Source organism: Micromonospora pisi (genome assembly GCF_003633685.1).
Classification (GTDB): Bacteria; Actinomycetota; Actinomycetes; order Mycobacteriales; family Micromonosporaceae; genus Micromonospora_G; species Micromonospora_G pisi.
The window spans coordinates 3935951-3953404 of record NZ_RBKT01000001.1 but is presented as its reverse complement, the minus strand read 5'-3'; the positions used below and the strand labels follow the sequence as shown (position 1 = coordinate 3953404).

Sequence of the window (17454 nt, the reverse complement as noted above, 5' to 3'; positions counted from 1 at the left end):
GGTCGGACACGTCCCGTCCCCGTCGCCACCCGTAACACCGGCCGTTCCACCGGCCGGGTCGCTCGAAGGGGAGGTCTACGCGCCCTGATCCATTGCTGATCGCGGCTCCACGCGGCTCCACGCACGGGGGAATTGGTTTTCCTGACGAAAGGGATCCAATGGCCATCCATACTGCCGGCGCGCCCACGCCCGGCACCACCACCGCACCTCGTACCCACCGCGCCCGGGTCGGGCTGGCAGTTCTCGCCAGCACCGCGATGGCCGCGGCGTCGATCAGCGTTCTCACGTTCACGTCGGCCACGCCCGCCCAGGCCGCCGGTCTCTCCCCGTTCGACATCGTCGGTCGCGGCGCCACCGTGCCCTTCGTCGAGCAGGAGGCGGAGAACGTCACCCACAACGGATCCAAGATCGGCCCGACCCGCTACTACGGTCAGCTCCCCTCCGAGGCCTCGGGTCGGGAGGCGGTGACCCTGGACGGGGTCGGCGAGTACGTCGAGTTCACCCTGACCCGGCCGGCCGACGCGGTGACCTTCCGGTACAGCATTCCGGACAGCCCGGCCGGCACCGGCCGGGACGCCACCATCGACCTGCGGATCAACGGCAACGTGGTCAAGGCCGTACCGGTGACCTCGAGGTACGGCTGGTACTACGGCGGTTACCCGTTCAACAACAACCCGGGCGACACCAACCCGCACCACTTCTACGACGAGGCCCGGACCCTGTTCGGGGCCACCTACCCGGCCGGCACGAAGGTACGGCTCCAGGTCAGCTCCACCGCCCAGTCGCCCAGTTTCACCATCGACCTCGCCGACTTCGAACTCGTCGGCGGACCGATCGAGAAGCCGGCGAACGTGATCGACGTGGTGACGGACTTCGGTGCCGACCCGACCGGTGCGACCGACTCCACCGCCGACTTCCAGGCGGCGGTCGACGCCGGCGCGGCCCAGGGGCGGGCGGTCTGGATCCCGCAGGGCAACTTCACCCTCTGGGACCACGTGGTGGTCGACCGGGTGACGCTGCGCGGCGCGGGCCCGTGGTATTCGGTGCTCGGCGGGCGGCACCCGACCCAGCGCAACCGGGCCGCCGGCATCTACGGCAAGTACGTCCCGGGCGGCGGCTACACCGGCCCGGTCCGGCCGCACGAGGCGAACGGCCCCAGCCGCAACGTCACCGTGCGGGACTTCGCCATCATCGGCGACATCCAGGAGCGGATCGACGACGACCAGGTGAACGCGTTCGGCGGGGCGATGACCGACTCGGTCATCGACAACATCTGGATGCAGCACACCAAGGTCGGGGCCTGGATGGACGGCCCGATGGACAACTTCACCATCCGCAACAGCCGGATCCTGGACCAGACCGCGGACGGGGTGAACTTCCACACCGGGGTCACCAACTCCACGGTCACCAACACGTTCGTCCGCAACACCGGAGACGACGCGCTGGCGATGTGGGCGCAGAACGTGCCGAACGTCAACAACTCCTTCACCCACAACACCATCGGCGTGACGCTGTTGGCGAATCACCTGGTCAGCTACGGCGGCCGGGACATCAAGATCACGGATAACGTGACCGCCGACTCGCTCACCAACGGCGGCGGCATCCACGTCGCCAACCGCTACCCGGGCGTACAGGGGCAGACCGCTGTGCTCGGCACCTGGACGATCGCCCGCAACACCCTGATCCGCAACGGCAACTCCGACTACAACTGGCAGTTCGGGGTCGGGGCGATCTGGTTCTCCGCGCTCAACGAGGCGTTCCAGAACCCCACCATCAACATCACCGACACCGACATCCTGGACAGCTCGTACGCCGCGCTGCACTGGATCGAGGGCCAGACCCGGGGCATCAACCTCAACAACGTCAACATCGTCGGGGCCGGAACGTACGCGCTCCAGGTGCAGGCGAACAGCCAGGTCTCCTTCACCAACGTACGGGCCAGCGGGATCGCCCAGCCCAAGCCGATTCACAACTGTGTCGGCAGCGGGTTCCAGATCACCCAGGGCCCCGGCAACTCGGGCTGGTACACCGACACCCCGGACTGTGGCCCCTGGCCGGCGCCGGTCTGGAACAACGGTCCGACCAGCCCGCCGCCGACGGGTACGCCGCCCACCACGCCCCCCACCACCCCGCCGACGACCCCGCCCACCACTCCGCCGACCACGCCCCCGGGCGGGAACCTGGCGCAGGGCAGGACCATGACGGCGACCAGCACCTCCCAGGGGTACGTGGCGTCGAACGCCAACGACGGCAACGCCGCCAGCTACTGGGAGAGCGCCAACGGCTCCTTCCCGCAGTCGCTGACGGTCGACCTCGGCGCGGTGGTGAACACCAACCGGGTGGTGGTGAAGCTGCCGCCGGGCTGGGAGACCCGTACCCAGACCTTCACCGTGCAGGGTTCGGTGGACGGGAGCTTCCCGTCGATCGTCCCGTCGGCCGGATACACCTTCAACCCGGCCACCGGTAACGCGGTGTCGATCGTCCTGCCGTCGGCGAACCGTCGTTACCTCCGGTTGTCCTTCACCGGCAACACGGGCTGGCCGGCCGGTCAGGTCTCCGAATTCGAGGCGTACGGCAGCGGCACCACGCCGCCGCCCACCACGCCCCCGCCGACGACGCCGCCACCCACCACGCCCCCGCCGACCACCCCGCCACCCACCACCCCGCCGGTCAACAGCAACCTGGCCCTCGGCCGGCCGACCACGGTGACCAGCGTGGCCGACGTGTACGGCGGCGCCAACGCGGTGGACGGCAACCCGAACACCTACTGGGAGAGCGCCAACAACGCCTTCCCGCAGTCGATCACGGTGGATCTCGGGCAGGTCCGGTCGGTGTCCCGGGTGGTGCTGAAGCTCCCACCGGCGGCGGCGTGGCAGACGCGTACCCAGACGCTGTCGGTGCTCGGCTCCACCACCGGCCAGGTGCCGTACGCGACGGTCAAGGCATCGGCGGGCTACACCTTCAACCCGTCGTCGGGCAACACCGCCACGGTCACCTTCCCGGCGACCTCGCAGCGGTACCTGCGCCTGACGTTCACCGGTAACACCGGCTGGCCCGCCGGCCAGCTCTCCGAGTACGAGGTCTACGCCTCCTAAGGAGGTTAGGAAGGGCCCCTTATACAACGGAAAGCGATAACAAGGGGCCCTTCCTTACCTCCCGCCGGTACCAATCGGGTGCGGGTGATGTCTGCCCGTCCCGTCGGCCCGTAGGGCTTTCGCACCATCACCCCCATCTGACGTTCCAGCCCGAAGTTGGAGGAACGCAATGAGAACCAACCCCGTCCCCTGGCGTCCGCTGGCGGCGACGCTCGCGACCGGACTGGTCGTGTCGCTCGCGCCAGCCCTGCCAGCATCAGCCGCGCCCGTCGATCAGACGAGCCCGACCAACCTCGCCGCCGGCAGGGCCGCGGCGACCAGTGCCGTCGCCGGCCACGACGCCGCCAAGATCAAAGATGGTGACCAGGACAGTTACTGGCAGGGCAGCGGTGCCTTCCCGCAGGCCGCCACGGTCGACCTCGGCGGCAGCGCCAGCATCGACCGGGTCACGTTGAAGCTGCCCAAGGGCTGGTCGAAGCGGACCCAGACGCTCGCCATCCAGGGCAGCCCCGACGGTACGTCGTACAGCACCATCGTCGGCTCGGCGAGCTACACCTTCAGCCCGTCGGCGGGGAACCTGGTGACCGTCAAGTTCCCGGCCACCACCACCCGGTACGTCCGGGCCGACGTCACCGCCAACAGCGGGGCCGCCGCCGCACAGCTCGCCGAACTGGAGGTGCACCAGGCGGCGGTCTCGAACGTCAACCTCGCGGCGGCGGCGGTGGTGTCGTTGACCGCGAGCAGCTTCGCCGACGTGTACGGGGCGGGCAACGCGAACGACGGCAACGCCAACACCTACTGGGAGAGCGCCAACAACGCGTTCCCGCAGTGGATCCAGGCCGACCTCGGCGCGGCCGTCAGCGTGAACCGGGTGGTGCTGAAGCTGCCGCCGGCTTCCGCCTGGCAGACCCGTACGCAGACGCTCAGCGTGCAGGGCAGCAACAACAGCGGTGGGCCGTTCTCCACCATCGTCGCGTCGGCCGGGTACACCTTCAACCCGGCCACCGGCAACACCGTGACGATCAACTTCAACGCCGCCACCGCCCGGTACGTGCGGCTGAACATCACCGGCAACACCGGCTGGCCGGCCGGGCAGCTCTCCGAGTTCGAGGTGTACGGGCCGACGGAGGGTGACACCCAGGCGCCGACCGCGCCGGGGAACCTCACCTTCACCGAGCCGGGGTCGGGGCAGATTCGGCTGGCCTGGGGTGCGTCGAGCGACAACGTGGGCGTGACCGGGTACGACGTCTACGCGAACGGCACGCTGCGCACCAGCGTGGCCGGGAACGTGTTGACGTACACCGACAGCCAGCCGGCGACGGCGACGGTGTCGTACTACGTACGGGCGAAGGACGCGGCCGGGAACCAGTCGGGCAACAGCAACACGGTGACCCGTACCGGCACACCGGGTGGGGACAACCAGGCGCCGACCGTGCCCGGGAACCTCACCTTCACCGAGCCGGGGTCGGGGCAGATCCGCCTGGCCTGGGGTGCGTCGAGCGACAACGTGGGCGTGACCGGGTACGACGTCTACGCCAACGGTTCGGTGCGGGCGAGTGTCGCCGGGAACGTGTTGACGTACACCGACAGCCAGCCGGCGACGGCGACGGTGTCGTACTACGTACGGGCGAAGGACGCGGCCGGGAACCAGTCGGGCAACAGCAACACGGTGACCCGTAGCGGAAGCACCCCCGGTGGCTCGAACCTGGCAGTCGGCAAGCCGGTCACCGCCTCGGGGTCGACCTTCACCTTCGTGCCGACGAACGCGAACGACAACAACGTCGCCACCTACTGGGAGGGGAACAACTTCCCGAGCGTGCTGACCGTCGCACTGGGCTCGAACGCCACGGTCAACCAGATCGTGGTGAAGCTGAACCCGGACGCCGCCTGGGGTCCGCGTACGCAGAACATCCAGGTGCTTGGCCGGGAGCAGAGCAGCACCTCGTTCACCAGCATCTCCGGTGCGCAGGGTTACAGCTTCAGCCCGGCGACGGGGAACACGGTGACCATCCCGGTCAGCGCCACGGTCGCTGACGTCCGGCTCTCCATCGCCTCGAACAGTGGCGCGCCGGGCGGGCAGGTCGCCGAGATCCAGATCATCGGCGTACCCGCGCCGAACCCGGACCTGACCATCACCGGGATGGCGTTCACCCCGGCCTCGCCGGTCGAGACCGACGCGGTCACCCTCTCGGCCACGGTCCGCAACGCCGGGAGCGCCGCCTCACCCGCGAGCAACGTCAACTTCTACCTGGGTACGACGCTCGCCGGCACCGCCTCGGTCGGCGGGCTGGCGGCGGGTGCCGCCACCACGGTCACCGCGAACGTCGGTCCGCGCAACGCGGGAACCTACCCGCTGAGCGCCAAGGTCGACGAGGCCAACACGGTGATCGAGCAGAACGACGCGAACAACAGCTTCACCAACCCGTCGTCGCTGGTCGTCTCGCCGGTGGCCAGCTCCGACCTGGTCGTCTCGCCGGTGGCCTGGTCGCCGAGCAACCCGGCCGCCGGTAACACGGTCACCTTCACGGTGGCGATCAGGAACCAGGGCACGGTCGCCTCCGCCGGTGGCGCCCACGGCATCACGCTCACCGTGGTAAATCCGACCAACGGCGCGGTGCTGCGTACCCTGACCGGTTCCTACACCGGCACGATCGCGGCCGGTGCCACCACCGCCCCGGTCAACCTCGGCACCTGGACCGCCGTGAACGGTCGCTACGACGTCCGCGTCGTACTCGCCGACGACGCAAACGAGCTGCCGGTGAAGCGGGTCAACAACACCAGCACCACCGGGTTCTTCGTCGGTCGTGGGGCGAACCTGCCGTACGAGATGTACGAGGCGGAGGACGGGCTCGTCGGCGGCGGCGCACAGGTTGTCGGGCCGAACCGGATTATCGGCGACCTTGCCGGTGAGGCTTCCGGCCGCCGCGCGGTGACCCTGAACTCGACCGGCAACTTCGTCGAGTTCACCACCAAGGCGAGCACGAACACGCTGGTCACCCGCTTCTCCATCCCGGACGCGCCGGGTGGTGGCGGGATCAACTCCACGCTCAACGTCTACGTCGACAACGTGTTCCACAAGGCGATCCCGCTGACCTCGAAGTACATCTGGCTCTACGGGGCCGAGGCCAGCCCGAACAACTCCCCGGGGTCGGGTTCGCCCCGGCACATCTACGACGAGGCGAACATCTTCCTGGACGCCACCATCCCGGCGGGCAGCAGGATCAAGCTCCAGAAGGACGCCGCGAACACCACCACGTACGCGATCGACTTCATCAACACGGAGCTGGTGGCCGCGGTGGCGAATCCGGACCCGGCCCGGTTCGCGGTGCCGACCGGTTTCACCCACCAGGACGTACAGAACGCCCTGGACCGGGCCCGGCAGGACGCCAACCTGATCGGCGTCTACCTGCCGGCGGGCACCTACCAGACGCAGTCGAAGTTCAACGTGTCCGGCAAGGCGCTCCAGATCGTCGGCGCCGGCCCCTGGTACACCCGGTTCGCCGCACCGGCGAACCAGGAGAACACCGATGTCGGCTTCGACGCCCAGGCGTCGGCGAACGGGTCGAGCTTCACCGGTTTCTCGTACTTCGGGAACTACACCTCCCGTAACGACGGGCCGGGCAAGGTGTTCAACTTCGCCCGTACCTCGAACATGACGTTCGACAACATCTGGGTGGAGCACCAGATGTGCATGTTCTGGGGCCTGGGGGTCACCAACACCACGATCAAGAACTCCCGGATCCGGAACACGTACGCCGATGGCACGAACATGACCAACGGCAGCAACAACAACCTGATCAGCAACGTCGAGGGTCGGACCAACGGTGACGACGCGTTCGCGCTCTTCTCCGCGACCGACAGCGGTGGCGGTGCCAACACCGGCAACGTGTTCGAGAACCTGACCGCCACGCTGACCTGGCGTGCGGCGGGTGTGGCGGTGTACGGCGGACAGAACAACATCTTCCGTAACATGTACATCGCCGACATGTTGACCTATTCCGGCATCACGGTCAGCTCGCTCGACTTCGGTTACCCGTTCATCGGGTTCGGTCCGGGGCTCACGACGATCGAGAACGCCTCGATCGTCCGGGCCGGTGGTCACTTCTGGGGCTCGCAGACCTTCCCGGCGATCTGGATCTTTGCCGCGTCCAAGGAGCTACGCGCCATCCGCATAAACAACGTGGACATCGTCGATCCGACGTACCACGGCATCATGTTCCAGTCGAACTACAGCGGTGGTCAGGCCACCCAGGCGGTGACCGACACCGTCTTCAACAACATCTCCATCAGCGGCGCGCAGAAGAGCGGTGACGCCTTCGACGCCAAGTCCGGTTTCGGCATCTGGGCGAACGAGCTGCCCGAGCCCGGTCAGGGACCGGCGGTCGGGTCGGCCACCTTCAACAATGTCCGGTTCAGCAACAACTTCCAGAACATCCGGAACACCACGTCGACCTTCACCATCACCGTCAACCCGTGAGGGTGACGCGGTACGTCGACAGGCGGTAGCAGGTAACTGGTGACAGCGCCGCCGGGAGGCTCGTTCTCCCGGCGGCACTGTCATGTCCAAGCCACCGAAGTTCGACCACTGTCCGGAGCCCCGCCCCTGGTCACACGGCCAGTCATATGATCATTTCATGTCGACATCAGCGGTACGGTTCGGACTTGTGGGGTACGGCTTCGGTGGGCGGTACTTCCACGCCCCCCTGATCGCCTCGGCCCCCGGATGTGAGCTGGTCGGGGTGGTGACCACGGCCCCGTCACGCCGGGACGAACTGGCCCGGGACCAGCCCGGCACGTCCGCGTACGACTCGTTGGCGGCCCTGGTGGAGGCGGGTGTGGAGGCGGTCGCGATCTCCACCCCGGCGGACACCCACGTGCCGCTGGCCCAGGAGGCGATCCGGATGGGGCTGGCGGTCGTGGTCGACAAGCCGTTCGCGCTGGACCCTGCGTCGGCGCGGGAGACGGTGGAACTGGCCGAGCGCTCCGGTGTCGTGCTGAGCGTCTACCAGAACCGTCGCTGGGACGCGGACCTGCTGACCGTACGTCGGCTCATCGCGGACGGGGAGCTGGGCACGGTCACCCGCTTCGAGTCGCGGTTCGAGCGGTTCTCCCCGGACCCGGGTCCCCCGGCGGCGGGCGGTGGCACCCTGCTCGACTTCGGCAGCCACCTGGTCGACCAGGCGATGCTGCTCTTCGGCCCGGTCGCCCGGGTCTACGCCGAGATGCGGGTACGGGACGACCTCGGGGGCCTCGACGACGACTTCTTCGTCGCGCTGGAGCACGTCGGCGGCGTACGTTCCCAGCTCTGGGGCAGTTGGGTCCAGGGTGCGCCCGGCCCACGGTTCCGGGTCACCGGCACCACCGGCAGCTACGTCATCGAGGGCTCCGGCGGGCAGGAGGACGACCTGATCGCGGGTCGGTCACCGGCCACCGAGGGCGAGCGCTGGGGGGTCGAGCCCGAGTCGCGCTGGGGTCGGCTCCAGGTCGGCGCGACCCGGAACTCCGTGCCGACCGAACGGGGCCGGTGGGACACGTTCTACCCGGCCTTCGCCGCCGCCGTACGCGGTGCCGGCCCGGTGCCGGTCGACCCGTGGGACGCGGTCGCCAGCCTGGAGGTGCTCGCCGCGGCCCGGACCAGCGCGATCGAGGGCCGACTGCTCGACCTCTAGCGGGGGTTCCGTCGGCGCCGCCGCCGCCAGCACGCCGCCGCCGTACGCCCTGCCTGGCGGGGCGTGCCGACAAGCATGGTCATGAGACGCTGACCGATGTCTGGAAGCCCACCGGGGATGGGGTCCGCATGATGTCGTTCGGTTCGGTGGCGCCGTGCTGGCGGCCACGATCAGGCGAGGGGCGGGCCCGGTTCACGCCCACCGTGGGCGGATTCGTCGTGCTGCTCTGGGTCTCCTGGGCCATGTTGGCCTGGTGGTCGGCACCTCGTCCGGTTGACGCGGACCAGGCGCGACGGGACATCGCCGCCGGTGCGGTGACCTCCGTCGAGACGGGCTGGGGCATGCGCTCCGGCGACTTCTGGGGGGCGCCCCCCGCGATGCAGGGCGACCGCGGCGGCAGCATGGTGGCCTGGACGACGAAGTCCGGTCGGGTCCGCTACACCGACGCCGGTCCACAGGACCCGGTCGACCAGTCGGGCAACCGGTCCGTCGACAACCCCCGGCCACAACGCCGCCTGATCGCGGACCTGACGTCGGCGGTGGGACGCGGAGGTAGCGGAATCAGCCTGCACTGGATCGGGTTTGCCGCCCAGTCGACCGCCGTGGTGGCGATGGTGGTGTTCCTGTTCGCCCTGGTCCCCGGGCCGGCTCCGGTCCACGGCACCAGGTGGTTCTGGTTCTGGATCTCGCTGGTCCCGTACGGGCTTGGGGTGCTTGCCTGGGTGGGACGGGAACGGTGGCGGCCCGACCCGCGCGCGGCACTGGCGCCGAGGTTGCCCGGCGTCGAGGCGCCGGGCTGGAAGCGTGCGCGCGGCTACGACGGCTTCCTGATCGGCATCGGCCTCGGGATCGCGCTCACCATGCTGACGTACGTCCTGCGCTGGATTCTCGGCCCCGGCGTCGTACCGGGCTGACCGGGCTGACCGGGCTGACCGGGACACCGGGACCTGCGGGTCCGGCGACCGGCCCTCGGGTCGAGACCATGCTCACTCGGCTGGGCTCCGGAAACCGGTTCCGCCCTACAGTGGCCCCGGCGGCCCAGCGGGCACTCAGTGCGGGGACCGCCGGTCGGCAGAAGTGGGGGGCTGGACGTGCGAGGTCGCGGTATCCGGGTACTGGTCGTCGGCGCCGGCATCGCCGGTCTGGCGACCGTCAGGGCGTTGCGTGACTGGGGAGCGACGATCGACCTGGTCGAGCGCTCGGCCGGCCTCACCACCACCGGAACCGGCCTCTACCTGCCCGGCAACGCGGCCCGCGCGCTGAGGACGCTGGGCCTGTTCAAGCCGGTCGCCGAGGCGGCCGTGGAGATCGAGCGGCAGCGGACCGCGAACAGCCGGGGCCGCCGTCTGTTCGAGGTCGACGTGGCGCAACTGTGGCGCGGCGTGGGCCCCTGCCTCTCGCTGCACCGCGCGGAACTGCATCGGGTGCTGCTTGCCGGCATCGAGGAGCAACCGGTCCGCTGGGGTCGGCACCCGGTGACGCTGGTCCCCGAGGGGGACCGGGTCGCGGTCGGGTTCGACGACGGCAGCACCGAGCGTTACGACTTGGTGATCGGTGCCGACGGGGTGAACTCGACCGTACGACAGTTGGCCTTCGACGGGGCGCAGCCGCGTTCCCTCGACCAGTACGCCTACCGCTTTCTCGCTCCTCGCCTCGACGCCGAACCGGTCTGGTCGGTGAGGTTCGGACCGGGAACCCAGTTCCTGACCATTCCGATCAGCGCCGACCAGGTCTACTGCTACTACAACGCCGGCCGGGGCGGCGATCGACCCGGTTGGCGGGACGAGGTACGGGCCGGGTTCGGTGAGCCGGCGGCGACGCTACTGAGCGCACTGGACGACGCCGGGGCCGACGCCGTGTACGCCGGGCCGAACCGCGAGGTCGTGCTCGACTCGTGGACCCGGGGCGGCATCCTGCTGATCGGTGACGCCGCGCACGCCACCTCGCCGAACATGGCGCAGGGCGCCGCGATGGCGTTGGAGGACGCGCTCGTGCTGGCCGAGTTCCTGCGTACGGCAGGTACGGTCGCCGAGGCGCTGCGCGGGTACGAACAGCGCCGCCGCCCGCGTACGGACTGGGTGCTCGGCCAGACTCACCGCCGGGACCACGCCCTCGGGCTCGCACCGGTGCTGCGGGACACGGTCATGTCCGCGATCGGCCGGCGGATGTTCCGGGCCAACTACGCCCCGCTCCTCCGCCAGCCCTGACCGTTCCGTCAGCCCTGACCGGCTCGCCGGCTGACCGGCCCGACAAGTTGTCCGCGCCGGTTCAGCCCATGCTCTTCGCGCCGTCGAGCGATTCACGGATGATGTCCGCGTGACCGGCGTGCTGGGCGGTCTCGGCGATGAGATGTGCCACCACCCGCCGTACCGACCAGGTTTTGCCCGGCTCGAACCAGGGTGCCTCCGGTAGCGGGTGGGACAGGTCCAGGTCGAGCGTGGCGATCAGTTCGTCGGTCTCCCGCGCCACCTGCTCGTACGTGTCGAGCAGGCCGGCGAGCGTTTCGCCGTCCACCATCCTGAAGGTGTCCGCCCACTCGGCGGGCTCGTCCTCGTCCCGGCGCTCCATCGCCTCGGCGCCGCCGACCATGAACCGTGCCCAGCCCCGCTCCGTCAGGGTCACGTGTTTGATCAGGCCGCCCAGGGACAGTTCGCTCGCGGTGGTGCACAGCGCCGCCTGCTCGTCGGTGAGGTCCCGCGTCGGGTAGCGGAGGAAGTAGCGCTGTTTGCCCAGGGCTTCGAGCAGGTCCGCGCGCTCCCCGGTGAGGATGCTGGTGGGCGTGGTCATGTTGTCACCTCTCGGTTTCGGTCCGATGACCCAAGGTAAAGCAGCCCACCGACACTCTCCGGAACACGCGCTGGGAGGAGCACCACCCCCTCGCGGACGAGCGGGAGCGGGTGCTGGGCCCGGGGGTAGGGTGCCCGGCGTGGCAAATCTCTTGAGGAACGTGGCAACGCGGGTCGGACAGATAGCCAGGCGACGGTCCGCCACCCCCACTCCGGGTTCCATACCCGCCCAGGTCGCGCGGCGGCGCCAGCTCGCGGCGCTGCAACGGCGAGAGTTGGCGTACGCACCGGAGCTGGACGGGCAGGCCGATCCGGGCGAGATTGTCTGGACCTGGGTGCCGTACGAGGACGATCCGCGTCAGGGCAAGGACCGTCCCGTACTGGTCGTCGGCCGGCAGAGCCGCACCCTGTACGGCCTGATGCTCTCCAGCCAGAGCGAGCGCCACGGCCAGCGGCACTGGTTCGCGCTCGGACCCGGCGAGTGGGACCGGGACAACCGGCCGAGTTTCCTGCGGCTCGACCGGGTGCTGACGATGCGCGAGGACAGCATCCGCCGCGAGGGTGCGGTGCTCGACCGGGCCCGCTTCGAGCGGGTCAGCGAGGCACTGCGCGCCACGTACGGCTGGCGCTGACGGTATCGGGCGGGTCCGGTGAGGGGGCCGGACCCGAACCGAACCGTCCATTCCTGTCCGTCCACGGTGCACGGACGGCTGAATGGTTGTACGAATCGGTGAGGTGGGCGGACGGGTCCGGAGTGGACGGGCGTTGACGCGAATCGCACGTACGGTCGGCGAAAGGCGGGCATTCTCCGACGGATGGGATCGCCCAGGTGTGTCGTATCGGCGTACTCTGCCCGAGGTGGCGCTGGTCCGAGCCCTGCTCGCCGAGTCGTGACGCCTCTCCGGAGTGGCTGACGAGCCGCCCATTACGGTTTTTAGGCAAAGATTAGGGAAAAGAGATCCGTCCGACAGTCCGGCGATTTTTGTAAGCCGATCTGGTAGGTGTCGAGACGAGATTTAAGGCAGAAATAATCGTTCCGGCTCGAATAACGTACCCGCACACTCGTAGTCTTCCTGCTCGGAAGAAAGGTGTGCCCCCAGATGAATTTGCGACCCACCCCCAGACAACGTCGGTCCGTGACCGCACTGCTGCTGCTGAGCGTCGCGCTCGCCGGTGGCTGCAAGGAAGTGCCGACCACGCCCGGCGCGTCCGGACCGTCCGGCTCGGCCGGCATGGGCTCTACCGGCCCCACCGACCCGTCCGCCACCCCCGGTGGCCCCTCGGCCACGCCCGGCGGCTCCGCCTCGCCGAGCCCCTCGGCTCCGGGCAGCGGTCCGAACGCCCCCTCCACCACCGCCGCACCGCCGCCCACCTCGTCCGGTGGCTGGATCACCGTCGACGCGGCCGCTCAGGCCGCCGCGACCAGGGCTTTCTTCGCGCGTACGCCGAAGCCGGTGACCGGTAACCCGGTCCGGGTCGCCGAGTTCAACGTCGGCTGCAAGACCAGCCACCACAACAGTGACGACCCGATCGTGCTGCCGGGTCTGGTGGGCGCCTCGCACAACCACACGTTCTGGGGCAACAAGTCGACCAATGCCAAGTCGACCGCCGATTCGCTGCGGGCCTCCGCGCCGACCACCTGCAACTCGCCCCAGGACCGCTCCGCCTACTGGGTGCCGACCATGTACCAGAACGGCAAGGTCGTCGACCCCGAGGACGTGACCGTCTACTACGGATCCCGGCTCAAGGACCCGAGCAAGACGCAGCCGTTCCCGTTCGGCTTCCGCATGATCACCGGTGATGCGAAGAACCAGGTCGACACCCCGGACAAGCAGGGCAACCACTTCTGGTGCGCCGGCATCGGCGGTGAGGTCGGCCGCAGTGCCGACAAGACCTTCCCGGTCTGCGCCCCGACCGCGCACATCGTCCGCCAGATCACCTTCCCGGACTGCTGGGACGGCAAGCACCTGGACAGCCCCGACCACAAGGCGCACGTGGCGAACGGTGACCACACCGGCGCCTGCCCGAAGAGCCACCCGGTGCCGATTCCCTCGGTGTCGTTTGTCATCGGCTACCCGCTGAGCGCGAACACCGACGGCATCACCCTGGCGTCCGGCACCTCCTTCTCGATGCACGCCGACTTCTTCAACGCGTGGGAGGACGACGCCCTGGCGTCCCGGGTCCGCAACTGTCTGAACCAGAAGGCGAAGTGCAACTCGGCCGGTAACTTCTAGGCTCACGGCCACCCCCCGCGCCACCAGACGGCGGCGGACGGTTCCCCGATCCCGGGGAGTCGTCCGCCGTCTTCGTGTGTGCGTACCGCCCGTTGGTTCAGGCGGGCGTGCCGTGTCGGCCGGCCCCGGCGGCGAACCGGGCCGCGCCGTCGGCGGCGTCAGCGGCGAGTGACTGCACGCCGTACCGGAGTTCGGTGGCGAGTGCGTCCGGTTCCGGTCGGCCGGCACCGGAGAGCAGGGCGAGCCGGTCGTTGCGCAGGCAGGTCTGCGGGACATCGGCGAGCTGGGCGGCGAGCTCCTCCGCCTCGGTCCGCGCGGCGCCCGGGGCCGCCAGGCGGTTCACCAACCCCATTTCGTACGCCTCGACGGCCGGCACCGGGCGGCCGGTCAGGATCAGGTCCATGGCCCTGCTCTCGCCGATCAGCCGGGGCAGCCGCACGGTGCCGCCGTCGATCAGGGGAACGCCCCAGCGTCGGGAGAGGACACCGAGTACGGCGTCGGTTTCGGCGATCCGGAGGTCGCACCAGAGGGCGAGTTCCAGGCCGCCGGCGACCGCGTGCCCGGAGATGGCGGCGAGCACCGGCTTGCTCAGGCGCATCCGGGTCGGTCCCATCGGGCCGTCGCCGTCCGGTTCGACCCGGTTGCCGCTCGGCGTACCGATGGCCTTGAGGTCGGCGCCGGAGCAGAACGTGCCGTTGGCACCCCAGAGCACCGCGACGGAGGCTCCGGGGTCGGCGTCGAAGGTACGGAACGCGTCGGCGAGCGCCCGGGCGGTGGGTCCGTCGACCGCGTTACGGCGTTCCGGTCGGTCGAGGATCACCGTTGTCACCGGACCGTTGCGTTCCACCCGTACGACCATCGGTCCAGGATGCCCCGGCCCGGTCGGTTGTGGAACCGGTGGCGTCAAAGTGTCACCCGGGTCGTGCAGGATGGCGCCCGGTGATCCTGGTCGGCGCCGTCCGGCCGGCCGGGCTGCCGGTAATTCGAATTTCGTCGATGTATATCGTCGAACATCTATCTACGCATCAGTAACATTGCGATGGGCGACAGCCGGTGCATCGGAAGTGGAGATGTATCCGGAATTGTCGAGCGGAAAGTGACACAAACGAGTGTGACGGTTCCAACTGTCGTGTATCCGCCGGCCCCGAGAATTGGGAGCGATAACATCGCCAGGTACGGTCCTGTCGTGCCCGACGCCCCCCAGCAGTTGATCGCCGACCGCTACCGACTGGTACATCCGCTCGGACAGGGCGGCATGGGCCGCGTATGGCAGGCCCGTGACGAGACACTCGAACGGGATGTGGCCATCAAGGAGTTGGTGCCCCCGCCGGGACTGACCGACGACGAGCGTAGCGAGATGCGCGAGCGCTCGATGCGCGAGGCACGCGCGGTCGCCCGTCTCGACCAGGCCAACGTGGTGCGCATCTTCGACGTGGTGCACGCCGGTGGCGACCCGTGGATCGTGATGGAGTTCGTGCAGTCGCGCTCACTGCACCAGGTCCTCCAGGCCGAGGGCGCGATGCCGCCGGCCCTTGTGGCGCGGATCGGACAGGGCGTGCTGGCCGCGTTGCGCGCCGCGCACCGGGCCGGCGTACTGCACCGGGACGTCAAGCCGGCCAACGTACTGCTCGCCGACGACGGTCGGGTGGTGCTGACCGACTTCGGCCTGGCCACGGTGCCCGGTGACCCACACGTCACCCGGACCGGCATGGTGCTCGGCTCGCCCGCGTACCTCGCCCCGGAGCGGGCGACGGATGGTCTCGTCGGCCCTGCCGCCGACCTCTGGTCGCTCGGCGCGACGCTCTACGCCGCGGTGGAGGGGCGTACGCCGTACAACCGGTCTTCGGCGATGGCGACACTGGTCGCGCTTGCCACGGAGATTCCGCCGCCGGCCCAGCACGCCGGTCTGCTGGCCGGTCTGCTCGAAGGACTGTTACGGCGCGACCCTGAGCAGCGGATCGACGCCGAGGAGGCGGAGCGTCTGCTGGACGAGGCCGCCGCCGCCTACGCGATCCGCCCGCCCGAGCCGGTGAGTCCGGCAGGGGTGGCGGTGCCGGCGGGCCTGCCGCGCGCGGGCGGCCCGGGCGTCCAGGTCAACCCGGGCACGGGGACCGAACCGGCCGAGGAGCCCTACCCGCCGGTCGTGCCGGAATTCGCGCCGACCTCGACCGGCGCTGGCGCCGGCACCGCGCTGGCGAGTGGAACCGCGCTGGCGAGCGGAACCGCCGCCGACGCTGGGGCCGGCAGCGCGCCCGGGAGCGGCACCCCGGCCAACATCGGCACCGGAACCGAGGTCACGACCGGTGCCGGCACCGGGACGTCGCCCGGAGCCCGTCCGGCTACCAGTGCGACGCCTTCGGTGCCGGTGCCCGCTGCCAAGCCGGGCGGTGTGGTGGCAGGGCGTAAGGAATCCGCGAGCGGCAGCACCTCCGGCGTTGACGCCCTGCCGCCGAAACGGCAGCGACGAGGGCTGATGATCGGAACGGTCGCCGTCGCGGTACTGGTGCTTGTGCTCGTGGTTGGCCTCTCGCTGAGCGGTCAATTCGGCGGTGGCAGGGGGTCGGGGACAGAGCCGGCGCCGCTCGACAGTCAATCCGTGCTCGCCGAGGCGGCGGTGTCGAGAACCCTTCCGCCGCCCGCGGCCGGCTGGCACTACTTCCGGGACAACCCGAATTTCTCGCTGCTCGTACCGGACGGGTGGCCGTCGCACCGTGACGGCAACCGGGTCGAGTTCCGCGAGCCGGACGGCTCGCGGATCCTGACCGTCGAAGAGGTGCGTCAGGTCAAGCCGGACCTGGTAGTCCAGGTGCGGGAGCGGGAGAAGTCCGAGCGCGGCAGCGGACGGTACCCCGGCTACCGCCAGGTGCGGATCGATGCGGTGGTCTATCACCTACGGGCCGCCGAGTGGGAGTGGACGTACACCCCGAAGGGTGGCGTACGGATGCACGCGGTCAGCCGGACGTTCGTCGCCGCCAACGGTCAGGCGTACGCGATCGGCTGGACCACCCCGGACGACGTCTGGTCCAGCAGCCAGGATGCCCTTTCGCTGGTACTCGGGGGCTTCCAGGTCACCTCGTCGCCGAACTCGTCGGCGCCGGGGCAGCCGGCTCCCGGTCAGTCGACGCCAGGTCAACCGAGCGCGGGACAGCAGCTCCCACCGCCCGGGGGTGCGCCCACGCCGAATTCGGGAAACACCGGACAGCAGGGAGGTACCCCGGCGCCGCCGGCTGCTCCTCCGCCTGCTCCTCCGTCTCCGACGAAGCAGCAGCCTCCGGCGGTGGTCGGGGACGCGATCGTCAACAAGGGCAACGGGCGGTGCATCGACATCCCGGACAGCATCGCCACCTCGGGCGTCCGGTTGCAGATGTGGAGCTGCGCGCATGTGGCGGGCCAGCATTTCACCTTCCCGAGCGACGGTACGGTCCGTTCACTGGGGAAGTGCCTCGACGTGGCCGGACGCTCGACGAGCAACGGGACGGCGGTCATCCTCGCCACCTGCAACGGCAACGCGTCGCAGAAGTTCACCCTGAACAGGGCGGAGGACCTGGTCAACGTACAGGCGGACAGGTGTGTCGACGTGATCGACGGGCAGGACGGCAACGGCGTCCGGCTGCAGATCTGGGACTGCTCGGGCCAGGCCAATCAGAAGTGGCAGCTCGGCTGAGCCCCG

General features: G+C 69.6%; 10 protein-coding genes. 8 read left to right on the top strand and 2 right to left on the bottom strand.

What is annotated here, in order from left to right; translation table 11 throughout:
* The first annotated feature begins 158 nt into the window (after positions 1-158).
* From BDK92_RS16650 to BDK92_RS16630, 5 genes are all read left to right on the top strand, one after another.
* Positions 159-3095, top strand: a complete 2937-nt coding sequence (locus tag BDK92_RS16650) for a galactose-binding domain-containing protein (RefSeq protein WP_121157542.1) — start codon at positions 159-161, stop codon at positions 3093-3095.
* Between the two features lie 169 nt (positions 3096-3264).
* Entirely contained in the window at positions 3265-7572 is a 4308-nt protein-coding gene (locus BDK92_RS16645; RefSeq protein WP_121157541.1) for a galactose-binding domain-containing protein, read from the top strand.
* A gap of 157 nt (positions 7573-7729) precedes the next feature.
* Complete coding sequence (locus tag BDK92_RS16640; RefSeq protein ID WP_121157540.1) at positions 7730-8764, top strand: Gfo/Idh/MocA family protein; 1035 nt, start codon at positions 7730-7732, stop codon at positions 8762-8764.
* Between the two features lie 128 nt (positions 8765-8892).
* On the top strand, positions 8893-9678 hold the full coding sequence (locus BDK92_RS16635; protein WP_121157539.1) for a hypothetical protein: 786 nt from the start codon (positions 8893-8895) through the stop codon (positions 9676-9678).
* 177 nt (positions 9679-9855) lie between these two features.
* Positions 9856-10971, top strand: coding sequence for an FAD-dependent monooxygenase (locus BDK92_RS16630; RefSeq protein ID WP_246017076.1), 1116 nt, complete (start codon positions 9856-9858; stop codon positions 10969-10971).
* A gap of 61 nt (positions 10972-11032) precedes the next feature.
* Here BDK92_RS16630 and BDK92_RS16625 read toward each other — a convergent pair whose 3' ends face one another.
* The gene (locus tag BDK92_RS16625; RefSeq protein WP_121157538.1) at positions 11033-11551 is read right to left on the bottom strand and encodes a DinB family protein; all 519 of its coding nucleotides are present in this window, start codon (positions 11549-11551) and stop codon (positions 11033-11035) included.
* Positions 11552-11690: 139 nt separating this feature from the next.
* Here BDK92_RS16625 and BDK92_RS16620 point away from each other — a divergent pair, with 139 nt between their 5' ends.
* Entirely contained in the window at positions 11691-12182 is a 492-nt protein-coding gene (locus BDK92_RS16620; protein ID WP_121157537.1) for a type II toxin-antitoxin system PemK/MazF family toxin, read from the top strand.
* Positions 12183-12686: 504 nt separating this feature from the next.
* Positions 12687-13784, top strand: coding sequence for a DUF1996 domain-containing protein (locus BDK92_RS16615; protein WP_121157536.1), 1098 nt, complete (start codon positions 12687-12689; stop codon positions 13782-13784).
* 97 nt (positions 13785-13881) lie between these two features.
* Here BDK92_RS16615 and BDK92_RS16610 read toward each other — a convergent pair whose 3' ends face one another.
* Positions 13882-14643 (bottom strand): crotonase/enoyl-CoA hydratase family protein, encoded by a 762-nt coding sequence (locus BDK92_RS16610; protein ID WP_121157535.1) that lies wholly within the window; start codon positions 14641-14643, stop codon positions 13882-13884.
* Between the two features lie 327 nt (positions 14644-14970).
* Between BDK92_RS16610 and BDK92_RS16605 the strand changes: the two genes are divergently transcribed.
* Entirely contained in the window at positions 14971-17448 is a 2478-nt protein-coding gene (locus tag BDK92_RS16605; protein ID WP_121157534.1) for a serine/threonine protein kinase, read from the top strand.
* Positions 17449-17454 lie beyond the last annotated feature (6 nt).

Excerpts from the sequence above, each read along its gene's own strand:
- BDK92_RS16650 (WP_121157542.1), top strand. The coding sequence starts at position 159 with ATGGCCATCCATACTGCCGGCGCGCCCACGCCCGGCACCACCACCGCA.
- BDK92_RS16645 (WP_121157541.1), top strand. The coding sequence starts at position 3,265 with ATGAGAACCAACCCCGTCCCCTGGCGTCCGCTGGCGGCGACGCTCGCG.
- BDK92_RS16640 (WP_121157540.1), top strand. The coding sequence starts at position 7,730 with ATGTCGACATCAGCGGTACGGTTCGGACTTGTGGGGTACGGCTTCGGT.
- BDK92_RS16635 (WP_121157539.1), top strand. The coding sequence starts at position 8,893 with ATGATGTCGTTCGGTTCGGTGGCGCCGTGCTGGCGGCCACGATCAGGC.
- BDK92_RS16625 (WP_121157538.1), bottom strand. The coding sequence starts at position 11,551 with ATGACCACGCCCACCAGCATCCTCACCGGGGAGCGCGCGGACCTGCTC.
- BDK92_RS16610 (WP_121157535.1), bottom strand. The coding sequence starts at position 14,643 with ATGGTCGTACGGGTGGAACGCAACGGTCCGGTGACAACGGTGATCCTC.